Below are 21137 nucleotides of genomic sequence, written 5' to 3'. Positions count from 1 at the left end.
AGGATAGCCAGATGGCGATGCCCCGGCGGCGTGCCGGGTCAGCGAGGCTGGCGCAGCAGCCCGTCGGCCAGCCAGCGCTGCAGCGCACCGATGACGGCCGGTGCGGCCGCTTCGGCGTCATCGAGTTCCGCCGCGGCGCGCTCGCACAGCACGGCAAAGGGCAGGCCGTCGGCCACGCTTTGCAGCAGCGCAGCCTCCAGCGGCTCCAGCGAACGCCAGCGGGTTTCGCCATCCAGCCGCCAGGCCAGCAGCGTGTGGGCGTGCGGCACGGGCTCGTCGAGCTCGGGCTGCGCGGCGCCGGATTCGGGCTCCCATTCACGCAGCACGCGCCAGGCCGGCTCGATGGCGTGCGCGAGCACCACGCGCTGCACGCTGGGGTGCAGGTGCAGCACCAGGCTGGCCCAATCGTCCGGGCCCAGCGCGGCCAGCGTGGCGGGGTCGAGCGGCGGCGCCTCGGCCGCGTCGAACGCGCCGCGCAGCGCCCAGTCCATGCGGGCGAAGTCGGCAAGGCTCGCATGCGGCACGAGGTCGTCGCCGGCCGCGGCCATGAAGCTTGCGAGCTCGCCGCCGAACCAGCGGATGGACGGATGCCGGCTGGGCCGCGCGGCGATGTAGGCCTGGGCCAGCGCGTCGAAGGCCTCGTCGCCCAGCGCGCGGGCCAGCACCGTGTAGTTGTCGGCCAGCGCCTCGGCCAGGCGGGCGTGGTAGGCGTGGCGATAGACGGCCAGGCCGGTCGTGAAGTCGCCGGCCAGCAGGCCGTCTGGCTCGACGCCGTCGCGGATGGCGGCGGCCAGCCGCCGCTGTTGCTGGATGACGCTCATGATCCGGCGGCCAGGCGCCGCGCCACGGCCAGCTCGGCCAGCAGCGATGGCAGCGGCGGGATGTGGTCGTCGCGCTCGATCATGGTCGGCACGGCGCCGAAGCGCCTCACGACGTGCTGGTACAGCGCCCAGACCTCGTCGCGCACCGGGTGGTCGTGGGTGTCGATGACGATGTCGCCGCGGTCCTCGTGGCCGGCGAGGTGGATCTGGCGCACCGGCTCGACCGGAATGGCGTCAAGGTAGGCGACCGGGTCGAAGCCGTGGTTGCGGCCGGAGACGTAGACGTTGTTCACGTCCAGCAGCAGCTGCGCGCCCGTGGCCTTGAGCAGCTGCGCGATGAAGTCCCATTCGGTCATCTCGTCGGCCGCGAAGCGCACGTAGCTGGACACGTTCTCCAGCACCAGCGGCCGGCCGAGGATGTCCTGCGCCTGCGCGATGCGGCCGCCGACATGATCCAGCGCCGCGCGCGTGAGCGGCACCGGCAGCAGGTCGTGCAACTGGCTGTGCGCGTCGGCGCTCCAGCACAGGTGGTCGGACACCCAGCCGGGTTGCAGCCGGTCGGCCAGTGCCTTCAGTTCGCGCAGGTGGGCCAGGTCCAGCGGCGCCGGCCCGGCAATGGACAGCGACACGCCATGCATGACCAGCGGATAGTCCGCGCGGATGCGGTCCAGATGCGCCAGCGGCGGCCCGCCCGGCACGAGGTAGTTCTCGGCAATGATCTCCAGCCAGTCGGGCCGCGTGGCGGCATCGACACCGGCCTCGAAGGCGGCGTAATGCTCGACGCGCAAACCGAGGCCGAAGCCTTGGATCTGAGTCATATCGACAGAAGGAATCGACGCGGGGCCGAAGGCTCCCGCGCCATCAAGCAGCAGCCGTGGAACTGGCTCTGCCAGGCCACTGGCTGCCCCCCCCTTGAGGGGGAGCGCGTGAGCGCTCCGGGGGTGGGCTTATTTCTCTACCTTGCCGCCCGCCTTGGTGCATTCGTCGGCCGACTTCTTGCTGACCCAGCCCTGCCCCTTGCAGCCGTTCTGGCCCTTGCAGCCGCTCTTGGCGGTCTTGCATTCCGAGGTGCCCTTGCAGCCGTTGACGCCGGAACACTTGACCATGCCGTCGTCAGCCGCCGCAGCGGTCGTGGGCACGGCGGTGGCGAACAGGGCCGCAGCGGCGGCAGCGATACCGAGGCCGGTCTTCAGGGATGCGTTCATGGAGGTCTCCAGAAAAAGATGAGTGGTTGAGATCGGGGTCACCACAGGTCGGTACTGAACTGACTGAACCGACTTGCCTGCCTGCGTCGAAATGACTCGTCGAGTCCTTACAGCCAGCGGCAGAAGTCAGTGTGCCCCCAAGGCCGGGCATTGCCCAGCCCCTGGGGTGCGCAAGGCCCTCTGGCCCGGCGCGGCCCTGATTACCTGCCGTTATGGCCGCAATGGCGCGTGGCATTCGTCATGCCGCAGTGCCAGCGGCTAGAGTCCGGCAGCTTTGCCGCCGCACCCCATGCTGAACACCGAGACACCGAGCACCCGTCATCCCGACCTGGACACCTACGCCACGCCGGCGCTGCTGGATGCGTTCATCGACGACCAGACCGCCGCCGTGGCCGCCGTCAAGGCCGCGGCAGCGCAACTGGCCGCAGCGGTGGACGCCGCGCTGCCGCGCATCCGCGCCGGCGGGCGGCTGCTGTACGCGGGCGCGGGCACGTCGGGCCGCCTGGGCGTGCTGGACAGCGTGGAGCTCTACCCCACCTTCTCCTGGCCGCGCGAGCGTGCCGTCGCGGTGATCGCCGGCGGCCGCGGCGCGATGTTCGTCGCCGTCGAGGGCGCCGAGGACGACCGTGCGCAGGGCGCCGCAGACCTTGCCGCGCTCCACCCGGGCCCCAACGACGTGGCCCTGCTGCTGGCGGCAAGCGGCGGCACCCCCTATGTGCTGGGCGCCATCGAAGCCGCGCGTGCGGCAGGCAGCCTGACCATCGGCCTGGCCAACAACCCCGGCGCGCCGGTCGCGCAACAGGCCGAGATCGGCATCGTGCTGGACACCGGGCCGGAGGTGATCTCCGGTAGCACGCGGCTGAAGGCCGGCACGGCGCAGAAGATCGCGCTGAACACGTTCTCGTCGGCGCTGATGGTGCGGCTCAACAAGGTCTACGGCAACCTGATGGTGGACCTGAAGGCGACCAACGCCAAGCTCGTGAAGCGGGCCCTCGCGCTGACCGTGCGCGCCAGCGGCGCGAGCGAGGCGGATGCGCAGGCGGCGCTGGCGCAATGCGACCACCATGTGAAGACGGCGCTGGTCATGCTCAAGCGCGGCGTGGGCGTCAGCCAGGCCCAAGCCTTGCTCGAGCGGGCCGATGGCAACGTGGGCAAGGCCTTGGCCGCGTGAACACGGCCGAGCGCTCGCCCTGGGCGTGGATCCCCACGCTGTATTTCGCCCAGGGCATCCCGTATGTCGTCGTCATGACGCTGTCAGTGGTGCTCTACAAGAACCTCGGCATCTCCAACACCGACATCGCGCTCTACACCAGCTGGCTCTACCTGCCCTGGGTGATCAAGCCGCTGTGGTCACCGCTGGCGGAGTTGTTCGGCACCAAGCGCTCCTGGGTGACGGTGCTGCAGTTCCTCGTCGGCGCGGCGCTGGCGGGCGTTGCGCTGACCATCCCGACGGAGAAGGTCTTCCAGCTCTCGCTCGCGGTCTTCTGGCTGATGGCCTTTGCGTCCGCCTCGCACGACATCGCCGCCGACGGCTACTACATGCTGGCCCTGCCCCAGCACAGCCAGGCCGCCTTCGTCGGCGTGCGCTCGACGTTCTACCGGCTGGCCAACATCGGCGGCCAGGGCGGGCTGGTCTACTTGGCGGGTGAACTGACCGAGCGCACCGGCAGCGTCGTCGAGGCGTGGACGGCCGTGTTCTGGGTGCTCGGCGGGCTGTTCGTCGTGCTGGCGGCCTGGCACGCGCTGGTGCTGCCCACCCCCGCGGCCGACGTGCGCGGCCCCGGCCGCAGCGCGGCGCGCGGCCTCGCCAGCGAGTTCTTCGCCGTCTTCGCCAGCTTCTTCAGGAAGCCCGGCATCGCCGTCGTGCTGGGCTTCCTGCTGCTGTACCGCTTCCCCGAGGCGCAGCTGCTCAAGCTCGCCAGCCCCTTTCTGCTGGACCCGATCGAGCAAGGGGGCCTGGGGCTGTCGACCAAGGCGGTGGGCATCGCCTACGGCACGGTGGGCCTGACGGCGCTGACATTGGGCGGCCTGGCCGGCGGCTGGGTGATCTCCCGCATCGGCCTGAAGCGCGCGCTGTGGCCGCTGGTGCTGGCCATGCACGTGCCCAACGTCGCCTTCCTGCTGCTGGCGCTGACGCACCCGACCAGCCTGGCCGTGATCAGCGCGGCGCTCGCCGTCGAACAGTTCGGTTATGGCCTGGGCTTCACGGCCTATTTGATGTACATGATCCATGTGGCGGACGGCCCGCAGAAGACGGCCCACTACGCGATCTGCACGGGCTTCATGGCGCTTGGGATGATGATCCCCGGCATGTGGAGCGGCTGGCTGCAGGACCACATCGGCTACGTGCCCTTCTTCGCCTGGGTGTTGGTGGCCACCGTGCCCAGCTTCGTCATGGCCGCGCTGATCAAGGTCCCGGAAGGCTTCGGGAAGAAGGCCGAGTGAACAAGCGGGTGCTCAGCCTCGACGCCTTTCGCGGCTTCGCGATCGCGGCCATGCTGCTGGTCAACAACCCCGGCGACTGGGGCCATGTGTACGCGCCGCTGCTGCACGCCAAGTGGCATGGCTGGACCTTCACCGACTGGGTCTTTCCCTTCTTCGTCTTCATCTCCGGCATGGCGATGACGATCAGCTTCGCGCGCCGCGCACAAGGCGGTGCCGACAAGGCCGCGCTGCTGCTCGGCACCTGGCGCCGCGCCGTCGTCATCATCGGCATCGGCCTGCTGCTCAACCTCATTCCGGGCTTCGACTTCAGCAGCGTGCGCATCCCGGGCGTGCTGCAGCGGCTGGGCCTGTGCACACTGGCCGCGGCGCCCATCGTCATCTGGTGCGGCGTGCGCGGCGTGGCGCTGTGGGCCGTGCTGCTGATGGCGGTCTATTCACTCGCGCAGCTGTGCCTGCCGGTGCCCGACGCCGAGGGCGTCATCCACACGGGGCTGCTGGAGCCGGGCAAGGACGCCGCCTCCTGGCTGGACCGCCTGCTGATGGACGGCCACCTGTGGAAGCAGGCCAGGACCTGGGACCCGGAGGGCCTGCTGTCGACGCTGCCCGCCGTGTCCACGCAACTGCTGGGCGTGCTGGCCGGCTATGTGCTGGCGTCGAGGAAGCAGCCTGCGGAGAAGACCATGACCTGGGTCATGGCCGGCCTGGCGTCGCTGTGGCTGGGCCAGGTGCTGGATGCCTGGCTGATGCCGATCAACAAGTCGCTGTGGACGCCGTCGTTCGTCTTCGCCATGGCCGGCTGGGCGCTGCTCGTGTTCGCCGCCTTCCACTGGCTGCTGGATGCCATGCCGCAGCCGCTGGCCCGCGCGCGCTGGGAGAAAGCCCTGCACCCGCTCGTCGTGTTCGGCATGAACGCGCTGTTCCTGTTCGTGCTGTCGGGCTTCGTCGCCAAGATGCTCTACGTCATCAGGCTCGCCGACGGCCGCACGCTCGGCGGCACGCTGTATGCGCCGCTGCGAGGCAGTGGCCTTGCGCCCGTCAACGCTTCGCTGCTGCACGCCATCGCCTTTGTGCTTGTGATGTACGGCGTCGCCTGGCTCATGTACCGCAAGCACTGGTTCATCAAGGTCTAGCGCCGCGCGCGACCCTTTTGACTACAACCCGTTGGGAAGGCTCCACCATGAAACGTCGCGAACTCCTGAGCTTGGCCAGCGTCCCGCTGCTCACCGCCTGCGCCACGCCGCCTGCGCCGGCCCCGTTGACCCCGGGCGAGGCAGCGCTGGCCGCCACGCCGGCGGCGCCGGCCGCGTCGAGCGCCCTGCCGCCGGCCCCGCCGCGCGAATGGCGCGCCGCGTGGATCGCCACCGTCGCCAACATCGACTGGCCCAGCAAGCCGGGCCTGCCGGCCGAGCAGCAGCAGGCCGAGATCAAGACCTTGTGCGACACCGCCCAGCGCATCGGCCTGAATGCGCTGATCCTGCAGGTGCGCACCAGCGCCGACGCGCTGTACGAGTCCAAGCTGGAGCCGTGGAGCGAGTACCTCACCGGCACCCAGGGCAGGCATCCGGGCTACGACCCGCTGGCCGTCTGGCTGGCCGAATGCCGCGCCCGTGGCCTGGAGCTGCATGCCTGGATCAACCCCTACCGTGCGCGCCACAGCTCGGCCAAGTCCGCGCTGGCCGAGAGCCACGTGGGCCGCAGCCACGACTGGGTCAAGCGCTACGGCGACCAGCTCTGGATGGACCCGGGCGACCCGGCCGCTGCCGAGCAGACGCTGGCCGTCGTGCGCGACATCCTGAGCCGCTATGCCGTCGACGGCATCCACATCGACGATTATTTCTACCCCTACCCGATCACCGACCCCGCCACCAAGCAGGAGGTCGATTTCCCCGACGAACCGAGCTGGCAGCGCTATGTCGCCAAGGGCGGGTCGCTGGGCCGCCACGACTGGCGACGCTACAGCGTCAACGGCCTGGTGCAACGCATGTACGCGCTGGCCCACGAGGTGCGTCCCGGCACACGCGTCGGCGTCAGCCCCTTCGGCATTCCCAAGCCGGCGATGCGCCCCGCGGGCATCGCGGGGTTCAGCCAGTACGACAAGCTGTATGCCGACGTCGAGCTGTGGCTGCGCGAGGGCTGGATGGATTACCTCGCGCCGCAGCTCTACTGGCCGCGTGCGCAGGCGCCCCAGGCGTTCGAGGCCTTGCTGCAAGCCTGGCGCGCGCTGAACCCGCTGGGCCGGCCCATCCACCCCGGCCTGTTCACCAGCCGCATCAACGACACGCCGCAGAGCTGGCAGCCCGACGAGGTGCTGGCCCAGATCGACGCCATCCGGCGCCTGTCGCCCGGCAGCGGCCACATCCACTTCAGCATGGTCGCGCTGCAGCAGAACCGGCGCGGCCTGGCCGACGCGTTGCGCGCCGGACCCTACGCCGCGCCGTGAGCCGGCGGCGCGTGCCGGCCGCCCCCTAACTTCCAGATGCGAGGCCCGTTGTCACACGGGCATCATGCGGCCTGCCTAGCGTGCCGCCTGCCCATCCACTGGAGACTCCATGCGCCACCTCTTCACCCGCCTTGCGCTGCTGGCCCTGGCCGCGGCCAGCCTGCCCGCCTGCGCCCACGACTTCGACGCCGACCGCCGCGGCGGCCCGAACAGCAACGCCATCGGCAGCGTGCAGCTCGGCCCGCGCCCGTTCTTCCTCGCCGGCGACATGGCCGACAGCAACCTCAAGCGCCGCCTGCAGCATTGCGCCGCCACGCGCGAGCACTTCAAGCCGACGCTGTTCTCCATCGGCCACCGCGGCGCGGCGCTGCAATTCCCCGAGCACACCAAGGAGAGCTATGAAGCCGCGGCGCGCATGGGCGCCGGCATCGTCGAGTGCGACGTGACCTTCACGAAGGACAAGGAACTCGTCTGCCGCCATGCGCAGAACGACCTGCACACGACGACCAACATCCTCGCCACGCCGCTGGCGAGCAAGTGCGTCAAGCCCTTCACGCCCGCCGTGTTCGACGCCGCTGGCACGCTGGTCGCGCCGGCCGCGGCCGAGTGCCGTACCAGCGAGCTGACGCTGGCCGAGTTCAAGACCCTGCGCGGCAAGATGGACGCCGCCAACCCGCGCGGCCGCACGGTGGCCGAGTACATGGCCGGCACGCCCAACTTCCGCACCGACATCAACGCCGGCCCGACCAGCGGCACGCTGCTGACGCTGAAGGAAGCCATCGCCCTGTTCAAGCAGCTGGGCGTGAAGATGACGCCAGAGCTCAAGTCGCCCAGCGTGCCCATGCCCTTCGACGGCTTCACGCAGGCCGCGCTGGCGCAGAAGATGATCGACGAGCACAGGGCGGCAGGCGTGCCGGCGCGCGACGTCTGGGCGCAGAGCTTCGACATCAACGACGTGCTGTACTGGGTGCGCAACGAACCCGCCTTCGGCCGCCAGGCGGTCTACCTGGACGACGCCAACGTGGTGGCCGACCTGCCCACCTTCGAGCAGCTCAAGGCCTACCGCGCCGCCGGCATCCGCATCGTCGCGCCGCCGCTGTTCGCGCTGCTGACGGCCGACACCAGCGGCAACATCCTGCCCTCGCAGTACGCGCGCAACGCCCGCGCCGCCGGCCTGGACATCATCACGTGGACGCTGGAGCGCAGCGGCATCCTGGCCGACGGCGACAACGGCTTCTACTTCCAGACGTTTGATGCCGCCGTCAAGCGCGAAGGCGACGTGTACCGCGTGCTGGACGTGCTGGCCGAACAGATCGGCGTGCTGGGCGTGTTCTCGGACTGGCCCGCCACGACGTCGTTCTACGCCAACTGCACGGGGCAAAAGTAGGCCGTCCGGCATCGGACTCGGGCGCCCCCTGCATCCGTGGGGCGCCCCCAAGTCTTTGGGGTGGGCGCCGGGTAGGGTCGGGTCGCCCAATGGCGCACCTGTCTTCAGGAGAACGCCATGCAACGCCCCCTCATCGCTGCCACCCTGCTCGGGCTGGCCGCCCTCGGCACGGCGCAGGCCGCCACCGTGTCCGTCTACAACAGCCTGGCCGCCTGGCAGGGCGCCGTCAGCGGCTCGGTGCAGACGCAGGACTTCTCAGGCTACGCCGTCGGCACCGACCTGACCGGCGTGCCGGTGCTGCCGGGCGTCACGCTCACCAGCAACCTCGGCCCCATGGAGGTGTTCGGTGGCGACCACACCGCCATGGCCTTCGGCCCGCGCAACCTCGGCAATGCCTACTACCAGGCGCAGTACGCGCTGCCCTTCCTGGCCACGGCGCTGGACATCGTGGCCTTCGAATCCATCCCGGGCAACGGCTCCACCGGCGTGGACCAGGGCCTGCTGTCCTTCATGTTCAGCGACGGCACCAGCCAGGACCTGGCCATCTCCGGCGGCGACGGCTCGCCGATCTTCATCGGCGTGGTGTCGGACGTGGCCATCACATCCTTGCGCTGGACCGAGCCTCACGAGGCCAGCGGCGGCAACGAGGAGACCTCGCTGGACAACCTGCGCGTGGCCATGCGCGCACCCACCGAGCTGCCGCTGCCGGGGTCGCTGCCGCTGGCGATGCTGGCCTTGGGCGCCGTGCCGCTGGCACGGCGCCGCCGCTAGGCCCGCTCAGAAGAACCCGAGCGCGTTCGGCGAGTAGCTGACCAGCAGGTTCTTGGTCTGCTGGTAGTGGTCCAGCATGTCCTTGTGCGTCTCGCGGCCGATGCCGGACTCCTTGTAGCCGCCGAAGGCCGCATGCGCCGGGTAGGCGTGGTAGCAGTTGGTCCACACGCGGCCGGCCTGGATGCCGCGGCCCAGGCGGTAGGCGCGGCTGCCGTCGCGCGTCCACACGCCGGCGCCCAGGCCGTAGGGCGTGTCGTTGGCGATCTGCAGCGCCTCGGCCTCGGTCTTGAAGGTCGTCACCGCCAGCACCGGGCCGAAGATCTCCTCGCGGAAGATGCGCATCTGGTTGTGGCCCTGGAACAGCGTCGGCTGGATGTAGTAGCCGCCCGCCAGGTCGCCGCCCAGCTGCGCGCGCTCGCCGCCGATCAGCACCTTGGCGCCCTCCTCCTTGCCCAGCGCCAGGTAGGTCTGGATCTTGTCCATCTGCATGGCCGAGGCCTGCGCGCCCATCATCGTGTCGGTGTCCAGCGGGTTGCCCTGCTTGATGGCCGCCACGCGCTTGAGCGCCCGCTCCATGAAGCGGTCGTAGATGCCTTCCTGGATCAGCGCGCGGCTCGGGCAGGTGCAGACCTCGCCCTGGTTGAACGCGAACAGCACCAGGCCCTCGATGGCCTTGTCGAGGAAGGCGTCGTCCTCGGCCATCACGTCGTCGAAGAACAGGTTGGGGCTCTTGCCGCCCAGCTCCAGCGTGGCCGGGATCAGATTGGCCGCCGCGGCCTGCGCGATGTGCCGGCCGGTGGCCGTGCTGCCGGTGAAGGCGATCTTGGCGATGCGCTTGCTGGTTGCCAGCGGCGTGCCGGCTTCCTTGCCGAAGCCGTTGACGATGTTCAGCACGCCCGCGGGCAGCAGGTCGGCGATCAGCTCGGCCAGCACCAGGATGCTGATGGGCGTGCTCTCGGCCGGCTTGAGCACGACGCAGTTGCCCGCGCCCAGCGCCGGCGCCAGCTTCCAGGCCGCCATCAGGATGGGGAAGTTCCACGGGATGATCTGGCCGACGACGCCCAGCGGCTCGTGGAAGTGGTAGGCGATGGTGTGGCCGTCGATCTCGCTGAGCGAGCCTTCCTGCGCGCGCACGCAACCGGCGAAGTAGCGGAAGTGATCTGCCGTCAGCGGGATGTCGGCGTTCAGCGTCTCGCGGATGGGCTTGCCGTTGTCCACCGTCTCGGCGTAGGCCAGCAGCTCCAGGTTCTGCTCGATGCGGTCGGCGATCTTCAGCAGGATGTTGGCGCGCTCGGCCGGCGCCGTGGCGGCCCATTGCGCGGCGGCGGCATGGGCGGCGTCCAGCGCGTTCTCGATGTCCTGGGCGCCGGAGCGCGCGGCCTGCGTGTAGACCTTGCCGTTGATCGGCGAGAGCACGTCGAAGTACTGGCCCTCGACCGGCGGCACGAACTTGCCGCCGATGAAGTTGTCGTAGCGGGGCTTGTAGGCGATCTTGGCGCCGGCGGCGCCGGGTGCGGCGTAAACAGTCATGGGGTGTCTCCTGCGGTGGGGTGTTGGCAGGCCCTTCAACGCAGAACCCGTGCCAGGCCCGCACAGCCGCGCCCGGCCCCGCCGCGGGGGCCGCGGCCGCGGGAAAGCCCCCATCCCCTGTTGCAGTCTGGAGCAGCATGGCACAGCGCGCCGCCTGCCCACGGGCCGCGCGACGCGGCCCATTGCTCCATCTCGCCGCGATTTCCCGTGGCATGGATGTTGCGCCGTTGCCGGCCATCCGCGCCGCGACGAATGGCCGCGGAAGCCCATCAACACAGGAGACATCACCATGCAACTCAAGCCTCTCGCCGCCCTGCTGTGCACGGCATCCAGCCTGCTGGCCGCCGGCAGCGCGCCAGCCGCCGTGACGCAGCAGATGATCGACGAGTCGCCCAAGGCCGGCCGGGAAGTGCTGTCCTGGGGCCTGGGCACGCAAGGCCAGCGCCACTCGACGCTCAAGCAGGTCAACGCCGGCAATGCGGCCAGGCTCGTGCCCGCCTGGGCCTTCTCCTTCGGCGGCGAGAAGCAGCGCGGCCAGGAGTCGCAGCCGCTGGTCCACAACGGCAAGATGTTCGTGACGGCCTCGTACTCGCGCATCTTCGCGCTCGACGCCGCCAACGGCGCCAAGCTCTGGAAGTACGAGCACCGCCTGCCCGACGGCATCATGCCCTGCTGCGACGTGGTCAACCGCGGCGCGGCGCTGTACGACAACCTCGTCATCTTCGCGACGCTGGACGCGCAGCTCGTCGCACTGGACCAGGCCACCGGCGACGTGGTCTGGAAGGAGAAGATCGACGACTACCGCGCCGGCTACTCGGCCACCGCGGCGCCGCTCGTCGTCGACGGCATGATCCTGACCGGCGTGTCGGGCGGCGAGTTCGGCGTGGTCGGCCGCGTCGAGGCGCGCGATGCCAAGACCGGCAGGATGGTGTGGATGCGCCCGACCGTCGAAGGCCACATGGGCTATGCCTGGGACAAGGACGGCAGCAAGCGCGAGAACGGCGTCTCCGGCACGCCCGGCCAGAGCTGGCCCGGCGACCTCTGGAAGACCGGCGGCGCGGCCACCTGGCTGGGCGGCACCTACGACGCCAAGACGGGCCTGGCCTACTTCGGCACCGGCAACCCGGCGCCGTGGAACAGCCACCTGCGCCAGGGCGACAACCTGTTCAGCTGCGCCACCGTCGCCATCGACGTGAAGACCGGCCAGATCAAGTGGCACTACCAGGGCACACCCAACGACGGCTGGGACTTCGACGGCGTCAACGAGTTCGTCACCTTCGACATGAACGGCAAGCGCATGGGCGCCAAGGCCGACCGCAACGGCTTCTTCTACGTGCTCGATGCGAACAACGGCCAGCTCGCCAACGCCTTCCCCTTCGTCAAGAAGATCACCTGGGCGTCGGGTGTCGACCTGAAGACCGGCCGCCCGAACTTCGTGCCCGAGAACCGCCCCGGCGACCCGACGGCCGTGGCCGACGGCAAGAAGGGCAGCTTGGTGTTCTCGGCGCCCTCCTTCCTGGGCGGCAAGAACCAGATGCCGATGGCCTACAGCCCCGACACCCAGCTGTTCTACGTGCCGGCCAACGAATGGGGCATGGAGATCTGGAACGAGCCCATCGCCTACAAGAAGGGCGCGGCCTACCTGGGCGCCGGCTTCACGATCAAGACGCTGAACGACGACTACATCGGCGCGCTGCGCGCGATGGACCCCAAGACCGGCAAGATCGTCTGGGAGGTCAAGAACGGCGCGCCGCTGTGGGGCGGCGTGCTGACCACGGCCGGCAACCTCGTCTTCTGGGGCACGCCGGAGGGCTGGCTCAAGGCGGCGGACGCCAGGACCGGCAAGGTGGTCTGGCAGTTCCAGACCGGCTCCGGCGTCGTGGCACCCCCGATCGCCTGGCAGCAGGGCGGCGAGCAGTACATCGGCGTCGTGTCGGGCTGGGGCGGCGCCGTGCCGCTGTGGGGTGGCGACGTGGCCAAGAAGGTCAACTACCTCGAGCAGGGCGGCATGGTCTGGGCCTTCAAGCTCGCCAAGTAAACCGGAGGACGCGATGCAAACCCTTCATCCCACGCGCCGCGTCTTCATGCTGCAGGCCACCGTGGCCTGCCTGGCATGCCCGGCGGTGCCGGCCCAGGCCAACCCCGTCGACGAGGCCAGCGAAACCGCCGTCGCCCTGGGCTACAAGCACGACACCACCAAGGTCGACGCCGCCAAGTTTCCCAAGCACCAGGCCAGCCAGCACTGCGCCAACTGCCAGTTCTGGCAGGCCAAGCCGACCGAGGCATGGAGCAGCTGCGCGATGTTCGGCCGCAAGGCGCAGGTGGCCAAGAACGGCTGGTGCAACGCCTGGGTCAAGGCGCCGGGCTGAGCGCCCTATCGGTCAGGCCGGATGCAGCCGCATACGGCCGAGCGCCTCGGGCCCGGCGGGTTGGGCACCGGGGCGCAGCAGCGCGCGGGCCGTGGCGTCGTTGCGCAGGTGGGCGTCGAAAAAGGCCGCCTCCCAGCCGCGCGTCTCGACGTTGGCCGCTTCGCTGAAGCCGTGGGTCTGGCCCTTCATCTCCACCACCCAGGCCGGGCCGCCCATGGCGCGCGCGGCCGCCAGCACGTCGGCGGCCGGCACGTTGCGATCCAGCTCGCCGCTGACGGCGAACCAGGGCCGCTTGACGGCGGCGAGGCCGGCGAAGTCAAAGCCGAAATTCCAGAGCGGCAGGGACAGCCCCGGCGGCAGACCTCGGTCCCGCGCCTCGGCCATGCCCATGCCGGCCCAAGGCACGGCCCCGAAGCCGGCCTTGATGCGCTCATCGGCCAGGGACAGGCCGGACTTTGCGGGATTCAAGCCGCCCATCAGCGTCAGCACGGCCAGCCCGCCGGCGCTCGTTCCCGTGGCGCCGATGCGCTCGGCGTCGATATGGTCCGCGTAATGCGGATGGGCCAGCACGTGGTCCAGTGCCGCGCGCACGGCCAGGCTGCGCAGGGCGAACACCTCGAAGCCGCCCGGCGTGCGTCCGTCACCGTGGTAGATGTCGACCACGATGTAGCCCTGCGAAGCCAGGTGTCCGAGCTTGCCGATATGCCACAACCCATGCGTGCCACTTCCACCGGAGTGGACGATCAGCGGATAGCGCGCCCGCTCGTCCGCGAACAGCGGCACCTCGCCGGGCCGCTGCATGCGCGGTAGCCGATACCAGCCTGTCTCCTCCGGGAAGGTGTAGTCGGGCCGGGGGTTGTCGGCCGGCGTCGGGTAGAACACCGTGAGCACCGTCGGCAAGCTGCGCCCGGCCAGGCGCCCGGCGTACGGAAAGTCCTTGGGCACCTTCACGTCGATCACCAGCGTGGCCTGGCGGTCGCTGATCAGCTGGTCCAGGTAGAGCGAGCCCTGCGGTCCCGAGCTGCCGACGAGGTAGTCCGCCATCGGCGCCGCCGTCGGCCCGGCCTGCATGCAACTGCTGCCCACCGCATGGGGACCGTTGCCAGGCATCCAGCCGGCGGCGCCGGCCGCACCTGCAAAGGGGGCGAGCAGCATCCCGCCCAGGAAACGTCGGCGCCCCCAGCGGGCAGCCGTCACACGCGAAACATCCACCACCTGTTTTTCTCCCTCGGCCGTCAGGGCCGGGGCGCAGTGTGCAGTGGCTGAAGCCTCAGTGGGTTACAGCTCGATCACCATGCCGTCGTGCGCCACCTCGATGCCGTGCTCGATCAACTCGCGCCGCTGCGCCCCGCCGCGGTCGAGGATGGGGTTGCTGTGGTGGATGTGCGTGAGCACCTTGCGCGGCGCGCCGCTGGCGCGCAGTGCGTCGATCATGCCGGCGCGCTCGCCGTGGCGGCGCTGCGGCAGGTGACCCTTGTCGCTGGCGCTCAGCGTGCCGATGCCGGCCTCCTGCATGCCGTGCTCGGTCCAGAAGCTGCCGTCGACGACGACGCAGTCGGCCTCGCGCATGCAGGCCAGCTCGGCCTCGCCCACGTCGGCCAGCGCCGGCGACAGGAACAGGCGCCGGCCGCTGCGCCGGTCCTGCACCTGCAGCGCGATGCATTCGCCGGCGGTCTCGCCGCGCAGCCGCGCGTGCCGCGGCGTGCGCGCCGGCACGGCCACGGCGGCGAAGCTCAGCGCCGGGAAGCCCGGGATCTCGAAGGCCGCGCTGCGCCGCTCGCCGGCGATGGGCAGCATGCGCCAGCGCACCCGGCAATAGCTCTCCAGCACGTGCAGCAGCGGCAGGTCGGCCGTCAGGTCCTCGAAGACCAGCGGCGTGGCGTAGACCTCCAGCTCGCGGCTCTCGCGCAGGCTCAACAGGCCCGCGACATGGTGCAGCCGAGAGTCCAGCAGCACGACGGCGCGGATGGGCACGTCGCCCGCGTGGCCCGGCTGCAGGGCCGGCGTGGCGCGCAGCTGCTGGGGCAGGTCGGGCGAGGCGTTGACGAGCAGCCAGCCGTCGCCTGGCCGGCCGTCCTGGGAGATGGCGATGGAACTTTGCGTGCGCGCGCTGGCGTCGAGGTCGCCGCGGCGCCAGGCGCTGCACTGCCGGCAGTGGCAGTTCCACAGCGGGAAACCGCCGCCCGCGCCGGAGCCGAGCACAAGGAGCTTCATGGGGAGCAAGGTCAACTGGACGATGTCCCCGGGGGTGCAAGACCCGTGCCTTGCCGGCCGTGGTCGTCAATCGGGGGTTTTGCTCCAGATCGGCACAGCGCGGCGCAGCCACTCCCCCGGGAAAGTCCGGGGCCCTTGCTGAGGCCCCGGCACAACGTTCGGGCGCTCAGGCCTCGGGCTCGGGCTCGGGCTCGGCCGCGTGCCAGCGCAGCTTGCGGTAGATGGTGTTGCGGCTGATGCCCAGCTGCTTGGACGCCAGCGAGATGTTGCCGCCCACCGCGTCCAGCGTGGCGCGGATCATGTCGATCTCGGCCTGCCCCAGCGTGCGTGCGGCCGCCGGCTCGGCGGCGGCCGGCGCAGCGGGCAGCCGGGCCGGCGAGGCATCGAAAGCCGGCGCTGCCATGCTCTCTTGCGCCGGCCAGGGCATGGCCAGGGCGGGCGGTGGCGGGGGCGGTGTGAGGCTGCCCGCCAGGCTGCGGATTTCTTCGAGGAAGTCGTCCGACAGGTGCGCCGTCGTGACGACGCCTTCGCCGGCCGACATCACCGCCGCCGTGCGCAACACGTTGGCCAGCTGACGGATGTTGCCGGGCCAGGGGTAGCGGCGGAACATGGCCAGCACCTGGGGGCTGAGGTCGGGCGGGTCCTGCGGGCGTTCGGCCTGCAGGATGCGGCGCACGATGGCCTCCAGGTCGGTGCGCTCGCGCAGCGCCGGCAGCCGCAGCGCCAGGCCGTTGAGGCGGTAGTAGAGGTCCTCGCGGAAGGCCTGCTGCTCGATCATCTCGCGCAGGTTGCGGTGCGTGGCGCCGATGACGGCGATGTCCACCGCGATGGACTTGGTGCTGCCCAGCGGCGTCACGCTGCGCTCCTGCAGCGCGCGCAGCAGCCGCGCCTGCAGGGCCAGCGGCATGTCGCCGATCTCGTCCAGGAACAGCGTGCCGCCGTTGGCCTGCACCAGCCGCCCCGGGGCGCCCTTGCGCCGCGCGCCGGTGAAGGCGCCCTCCTCGTAGCCGAACAGCTCGGCCTCGATCAGGCTCTCGGGGATGGAGGCGCAGTTGACGGCCACGAAGGGCTGGCGAGCGCGGGCCGAGTCGTGATGCACGGCGCGCGCCAGCAACTCCTTGCCGGTGCCGGTTTCGCCGAGGATGAGCAGCGGGATGCCCTTGTCCAGCACGCGCTTGACCTTCTGGATGACGCTCTCCAGCTGCGGGTCGCCGGTGCGCAGGTATTGCAGGCCCGAGAAGCGCTGGGCGCCGCTGGCATAGCCGGCGCCCGGCGCGGCGACGGCCTCGGTGGCGGGCGCCGTCGCGCGCATCTCCACCACCTCGGCGCCGGCCGTGTGCAGGCCCGCGACGACCGGCCGCGACGGCCAGTCGAAGCGTGCGCTGACGAAGAAGGTCTGGCCGGTCGGCAGGCACAGCTGCATCGGCGGCGACATCGGCATGCGGAAGTGGTCGTACACGGCGGCCGGCGTCGTGCCGAGCAGGCTGGAGAGGCTGCGCGCGCGCAGCTCGGCACCGCTGATGCCCAGCTGGTCCAGCGCGGCGCGGTTGGCGCCCAGCAGCCGGCCCTCGGGCGCGACCACCAGGATGCCCTCGAGCAGCGTGCCGATGAACTCGGGCCGGCTGTGGAAGTGCAGGCGCAGCCGGCTGTTGAAGTCGTCCGAGAGCCAGTGGTTCTCGATCATGCGGGCCGACATGCGCACCAGGCCCATGGTGTGCTGGTGGTAGCCGCGGTGGTCGCCGGTCACGTCCAGCACGCCCAGCATGTTGCCGCGCGGGTCGAAGATGGGCGCGGCCGAGCAGGTCAGGAAGTGGTTGGCCTGCATGAAGTGCTCGCCGCCGTGCACCAGCGTCGGCGCCTCCTCGAACAGCGCCGTGCCGATGGCATTGGTGCCCTTGGCATGCTCGGCCCAGTTCTCGCCCGGCGTCAGCGCCACGCGGTGGGCGCGGGCCAGGAAGCTGTCGTCGCCGACGGCGTGCAGGATGGTGCCCTGGGCGTCGGTCAGCACGATCATGCTTTCGGTGTTGACGATCTGCTCGTAGAGCAGCTGCATGACCGGCGCGGCGTGCGTGTACAGGCGCTGGTTGCGCTCGCGCGCGAGGTTGAGGTCGCTGCGCACCATCGGGTCGAAGACGGACTTCTCGTGGCGCTTGAGCCCCAGGGCCTCGCTGCGTTGGTGGCTGCGTTCGATGAAAGCCTGTCGTGGCGGCGCCAGCGGTGCCGGGCCCGGCGGCCCTTCGGTTTCGATGGACATAGAGGCTTCCTTTGCCTGCCTCCCACAGGCTTGTCTCCGTGGGCCGCGCGATCGGTGCTGCGCTGGTCTGGGTCGGTGGCCATCGTGTCCCAAAGCGCACCGCCTGTCCATTGACGCCGGTCAAGCGCGGGGCCGCGGACTGTGCCAAGTTGGAGCAATGCGGTGCTGGCATGTGGCTTGCAGCAACCTGATCGAGCCCTGACGGGCCCAGACCTCGACAACGACGGAGACAAGCCCCATGAAACTCAGACACCCCCTCGTCCTCGCTGGCGGCCTGTGCCTCGCGGCCGCCCTGGCCACCGTGCAGGCCTGGGCCCATGGCGACGTGACGCCCCAGGCCGTGGACACCGCCAGCCTGCCGCAGCTCGGCGACGGCTGGCGCGCCGAGAACCCCTACCGCGGCAACGAGGCCGCCATCAAGATCGGCAGCTCCGCCTTCAACCAGAACTGCGCGCGCTGCCACGGGCTGGAGGCCATCTCCGGCGGCATCGCGCCCGACCTGCGCCGGCTGGACAACGACTGCGCCACGCAGAAGGACACCACCAAGAAGGCCGCCTGCGTGAAGGACAACGACGACTACTTCCTGACCACCGTGCGCCAGGGCCGCAGCCGCAACGGCGCCGTCTACATGCCGCCCTTCGAGGGCACGTTCACGCAGGAAGCCATCTGGGCCGTGAAGGCCTACCTCGAAACCCGCCGGGAGAAGCCGCTGTGAAGCGGCGTACCCTGCTCGCCGGCGGCCTCGCCGCGGCCGCCTGGGGCCACGGCGCCGGCGCCGCCACGCTGGCCCAGGTGCGCGAACGCGGCCGCCTCATCGTCGGCCTGTACGAGGACATGCCGCCCTTTCACGTGAAGGGCCGCGGCATCGACGTGGAGCTGGGCCAGGCGCTGGCCGAGGCGCTGGGCGTCAAGTTCGCGCCGCTGCCCTTCCATGCCGACGAGAACATGGCCGACGACCTGCGCAACATGGTCTGGAAGGGCCACTACCTCGGCCACGGCCCGGCCGACGTGCTGCTGCACGTGCCGGTGGACCGCCCGCTGATCGAGGCCACGCCGCAGGCGCACATCTTCGGCCCCTACTACCGTGAGCGCGTCATGCTGGCGCGGCGTGTGGATGAGCTGCCACGGCTGGAGACGCTGTCCCAGCTCGGCACACGCCGCGTCGCGGTGCCCGGCCAGACGCTGGCCGGCTGGCTGCTGATCGGGGCCGACGGCGGCGCCTACCGCGAGCAGTTGCTGACGCAGTGGAAGGACGGCTGCGAGGCCGCCCGCGCGCTGCAGCGCGGCGAGGTGGCGGCTGCCGCCGGCCTGGCCTCGGAGCTGGAGAGCGTGCTGGCCGGCGACGACGCCTACCGCATCGAGCCGCTGCCGTCGCCGCGCGCGCCGCGCGACGGCTGGGCCGCGGGCCTGGCTGTGAAGCGCGACGCCACCGACCTCGCCGAGGCCTTGCAGCAAGCGCTCAACGGCTTGACGCAGGCCGGCCGGCTGGGCGAGATATTTGCCAAGTACAAGGTGGCCTGGCGCCCGGCCTGACCCGGGCGCCCCACTTTCTCGGAGACCTCTCATGCATCCACATTTCGCGCCGCTCGCGCGAAGGACGGCCCTTGCCCTGGCCACCAGCGCCACCGCCGCCGCCCACGCCCAACCCACCGTGCTCGCGCCCGTCGTCGTCACGGCCACGCGCGCCGACGCCACGCCCTTCGAGGTGCCGGCCGCCATCGACCGCATCGACGGCGACGCGCTGCGCGCCGGCCGCGCGCAAGTCAACCTCTCCGAAGGCCTGGGCGCCGTGCCGGGGCTGCTGGCGCGCGACCGCCAGAACTACGCGCAGGACGTGCAGATCTCGGTGCGCGGCTTCGGCGCGCGCGCCAGTTTCGGCATCCGCGGCGTGCGCCTGTACGTGGACGACATCCCCGCCACGCTGCCCGACGGCCAGGGCCAGATCACCAACGTCGATATCGGCACGGTGAGCCGCGTCGAGGTGCTGCGCGGGCCGTTCTCGGCGCTGTACGGCAACTCCTCGGGGGGCGTCATCAGCATCTACTCCGAAGCGCCCGCCGGCCCGCCGCGCGTGGACGCCGGTATCGCCTTCGGCAGCGACGGCCTGCGCCGCGTGGCGGCCAGCAGCAGCGGCAAGACGGGCGGCTTTGCCTACACGCTGGGCGCCAGCCGCTTCGAGACCGACGGCTACCGCCGGCACGGCGCGGCCGAGCGGCGCCTGGCCAACGCGCGCTTGAACTGGAAGCTCGGCACCGACACCCAGCTGACCCTCGTCGCCAACAGCGTCGAGCTGCCCGAGGCGCAGGACCCGCTGGGCCTGACGCGCGCCCAGTGGCAGGCCGACCCGCGCGGCGTCGACCCCGTGGCGATCAGCTTCGACACCCGCAAGACCATGCAGCAGACCCAGGGCGGCCTGGTGCTGGAGCACGGCATCGACGCGGCGAACACGCTGCGCCTGATGGTCTACCGCGGCCACCGCACGACGCTGCAGTTCCAGGCCATCCCAACCACGACGCAGGGCAACGCGCTGCACCCGGGCGGCGTCATCGACCTGGCGCGCGACTACGAAGGCGCCGACCTGCGCTGGCGCTGGAAGGGCGAGTTAGGTGAAGGGACGGCCAGCCTCGTCGCCGGCATCGCCGCGGACACGCTGCGCGAGCACCGCATGGGCACGCAGAACTTCATCGGCACGCAGCTCGGCGTGCAAGGTGCGCTGCGCCGCGACGAGACCAACCGCGTCCGCAACGCCGACCCCTACCTGCAGGCCGAATGGCGGCCCACGCCGGCCTGGCTGCTCAACGCCGGCGTGCGCCGCGCCACCGTCAAGTTCAACTCCGCCGACGCCTACGTCACGCGCACCAACCCCGACGACAGCGGCGCGGCCCGCTACGGCGCCACGCTGCCGGTGCTGGGCGCCAGCTACGCGCTGAGCGAGACGCTGCGCGTCTACGCCACCGCCGGCCGCGGCTTCGAGACGCCCACGCTGAACGAGCTGGCCTACCGCGCGAGCGGCCTCACCGGCATGAACTTCGCGCTGCAGGCCTCGCGCAGCCGCAGCGTCGAGACCGGCATCAAGGCCCGCCCCGGGGCCGGCGCCGAGCTGACGCTGGCGCTGTTCGAGACGCGCACCGACAACGAGATCGTCACGCAGACCAACGCCGGTGGCCGCGCCACCTTCCAGAACGCCGGCGCCACGCGCCGCCGCGGGCTGGAGGCCTCGGGCAGCTGGCAGCTCGCGCCCACGCTGCAGGCACAGGCGGCCGCCACCTGGCTGGACGCCCGCTACCGCGACGGCTTCCTGACCTGCGCCGCCACGCCCTGCGCCGCCGCCAGCACGCCGGTCGCCGCCGGCAACCGCATCCCCGGCATCGCGCGCACGGCGCTGTTCGGCGCCGTCACCTGGCAGCCCGCCGGCGGCTGGCGCTTCGGCGCGGAGGCTCGCGCGCTGGGCAAGGTCGACGTCAACGACCTGAACAGCGACGCCGCCCCGGGCTACGCCACCGTGGCCGCCTATGCGGGCTACCAGCTCAGCCTCGGCGCCTGGGACCTCGGCGCACTGCTGCGCGTGGACAACCTGGCCGACCGCCGCTACGCCGGCTCCGTCATCGTCAACGACGGCAACGGCCGCTTCTTCGAACCCGCGCCCGGCCGCACCTGGCTGGCTTCGGCCAACGCCACTTACCGCTTCTGACCCCGGAGGA

At 71.0% G+C, this 21137-nt stretch carries 18 protein-coding genes; 11 read left to right on the top strand and 7 right to left on the bottom strand.

The window, feature by feature from the left end; genetic code table 11:
• Positions 1–38: 38 nt before the first annotated feature.
• The 3 genes from ASD35_RS00970 to ASD35_RS00960 all read right to left on the bottom strand — a co-directional run bounded on the left by ASD35_RS00970 (position 39) and on the right by ASD35_RS00960 (position 2026).
• Positions 39–821 carry a DNA-binding domain-containing protein gene (locus ASD35_RS00970; protein ID WP_056873037.1) on the bottom strand — a complete coding sequence of 261 codons (783 nt, stop codon included), beginning with the start codon at positions 819–821 and terminating at the stop codon, positions 39–41.
• Positions 818–1639 carry a DUF692 domain-containing protein gene (locus ASD35_RS00965; protein WP_056873036.1) on the bottom strand — a complete coding sequence of 274 codons (822 nt, stop codon included), beginning with the start codon at positions 1637–1639 and terminating at the stop codon, positions 818–820. Before ASD35_RS00965 ends, ASD35_RS00970 begins: the two co-directional genes overlap by 4 nt.
• Before the next feature lie 129 nt (positions 1640–1768).
• Entirely contained in the window at positions 1769–2026 is a 258-nt protein-coding gene (locus ASD35_RS00960; RefSeq protein ID WP_056873035.1) for a hypothetical protein, read from the bottom strand.
• Between the two features lie 289 nt (positions 2027–2315).
• Here ASD35_RS00960 and ASD35_RS00955 point away from each other — a divergent pair, with 289 nt between their 5' ends.
• The 6 genes from ASD35_RS00955 to ASD35_RS00930 all read left to right on the top strand — a co-directional run bounded on the left by ASD35_RS00955 (position 2316) and on the right by ASD35_RS00930 (position 9069).
• The gene (locus ASD35_RS00955) at positions 2316–3197 is read left to right on the top strand and encodes an N-acetylmuramic acid 6-phosphate etherase (RefSeq protein ID WP_056873034.1); all 882 of its coding nucleotides are present in this window, start codon (positions 2316–2318) and stop codon (positions 3195–3197) included.
• Positions 3194–4471: an MFS transporter gene (locus ASD35_RS00950; protein ID WP_056873033.1), complete on the top strand. Its 1278-nt coding sequence runs from the start codon at positions 3194–3196 to the stop codon at positions 4469–4471. Before ASD35_RS00955 ends, ASD35_RS00950 begins: the two co-directional genes overlap by 4 nt.
• Complete coding sequence (locus ASD35_RS00945; RefSeq protein WP_056873032.1) at positions 4468–5601, top strand: acyltransferase family protein; 1134 nt, start codon at positions 4468–4470, stop codon at positions 5599–5601. The genes ASD35_RS00950 and ASD35_RS00945 overlap by 4 nt, the downstream gene beginning before the upstream one ends.
• Before the next feature lie 47 nt (positions 5602–5648).
• Positions 5649–6911 (top strand): glycoside hydrolase family 10 protein, encoded by a 1263-nt coding sequence (locus tag ASD35_RS00940; protein WP_056873031.1) that lies wholly within the window; start codon positions 5649–5651, stop codon positions 6909–6911.
• Positions 6912–7020: 109 nt separating this feature from the next.
• Entirely contained in the window at positions 7021–8298 is a 1278-nt protein-coding gene (locus ASD35_RS00935; protein ID WP_056873030.1) for a glycerophosphodiester phosphodiesterase family protein, read from the top strand.
• Between the two features lie 117 nt (positions 8299–8415).
• Entirely contained in the window at positions 8416–9069 is a 654-nt protein-coding gene (locus tag ASD35_RS00930) for a hypothetical protein (RefSeq protein WP_056873029.1), read from the top strand.
• Between the two features lie 6 nt (positions 9070–9075).
• On the opposite strand, the gene ASD35_RS00925 is transcribed toward ASD35_RS00930, so the two are convergent.
• Positions 9076–10599, bottom strand: coding sequence for an aldehyde dehydrogenase family protein (locus tag ASD35_RS00925; RefSeq protein ID WP_056873028.1), 1524 nt, complete (start codon positions 10597–10599; stop codon positions 9076–9078).
• Positions 10600–10888: 289 nt separating this feature from the next.
• Between ASD35_RS00925 and ASD35_RS00920 the strand changes: the two genes are divergently transcribed.
• Positions 10889–12637, top strand: coding sequence for a PQQ-dependent methanol/ethanol family dehydrogenase (locus ASD35_RS00920; RefSeq protein WP_056873027.1), 1749 nt, complete (start codon positions 10889–10891; stop codon positions 12635–12637).
• A 13-nt stretch (positions 12638–12650) separates the two neighbouring features.
• Positions 12651–12968, top strand: coding sequence for a high-potential iron-sulfur protein (locus ASD35_RS00915; protein WP_056873026.1), 318 nt, complete (start codon positions 12651–12653; stop codon positions 12966–12968).
• Positions 12969–12980: 12 nt separating this feature from the next.
• Here ASD35_RS00915 and ASD35_RS00910 read toward each other — a convergent pair whose 3' ends face one another.
• From ASD35_RS00910 to ASD35_RS00900, 3 genes are all read right to left on the bottom strand, one after another.
• Complete coding sequence (locus tag ASD35_RS00910; RefSeq protein WP_056873025.1) at positions 12981–14123, bottom strand: hypothetical protein; 1143 nt, start codon at positions 14121–14123, stop codon at positions 12981–12983.
• Between the two features lie 123 nt (positions 14124–14246).
• A complete protein-coding gene (locus ASD35_RS00905) occupies positions 14247–15182 on the bottom strand; it encodes a pyrroloquinoline quinone biosynthesis protein PqqB (protein WP_056873024.1) in 936 nt (311 codons plus the stop codon).
• 166 nt (positions 15183–15348) lie between these two features.
• Complete coding sequence (locus tag ASD35_RS00900; protein WP_056873023.1) at positions 15349–17436, bottom strand: sigma-54-dependent Fis family transcriptional regulator; 2088 nt, start codon at positions 17434–17436, stop codon at positions 15349–15351.
• A 238-nt stretch (positions 17437–17674) separates the two neighbouring features.
• On the opposite strand from ASD35_RS00900, the gene pedF reads away from it, so the two are divergent.
• The 3 genes from pedF to ASD35_RS00885 are packed head-to-tail and all read left to right on the top strand — an operon-like array spanning position 17675 to position 21127.
• Positions 17675–18151: a cytochrome c-550 PedF gene (gene pedF, locus ASD35_RS00895; protein ID WP_056873022.1), complete on the top strand. Its 477-nt coding sequence runs from the start codon at positions 17675–17677 to the stop codon at positions 18149–18151.
• A complete protein-coding gene (locus ASD35_RS00890; protein WP_056873021.1) occupies positions 18148–18969 on the top strand; it encodes an ABC transporter substrate-binding protein in 822 nt (273 codons plus the stop codon). Before pedF ends, ASD35_RS00890 begins: the two co-directional genes overlap by 4 nt.
• A gap of 31 nt (positions 18970–19000) precedes the next feature.
• Positions 19001–21127 carry a TonB-dependent receptor gene (locus tag ASD35_RS00885; protein ID WP_082579798.1) on the top strand — a complete coding sequence of 709 codons (2127 nt, stop codon included), beginning with the start codon at positions 19001–19003 and terminating at the stop codon, positions 21125–21127.
• The last annotated feature ends 10 nt before the right edge of the window (positions 21128–21137 follow it).

The sequence above is a fragment of the Pelomonas sp. Root1444 genome (assembly GCF_001426885.1).
Lineage (GTDB): Bacteria > Pseudomonadota > Gammaproteobacteria > Burkholderiales > Burkholderiaceae_C > Pelomonas.
The sequence above is the reverse complement of the archived record's forward strand: the minus strand, read 5'-3'. Positions and strand labels throughout refer to the sequence as shown.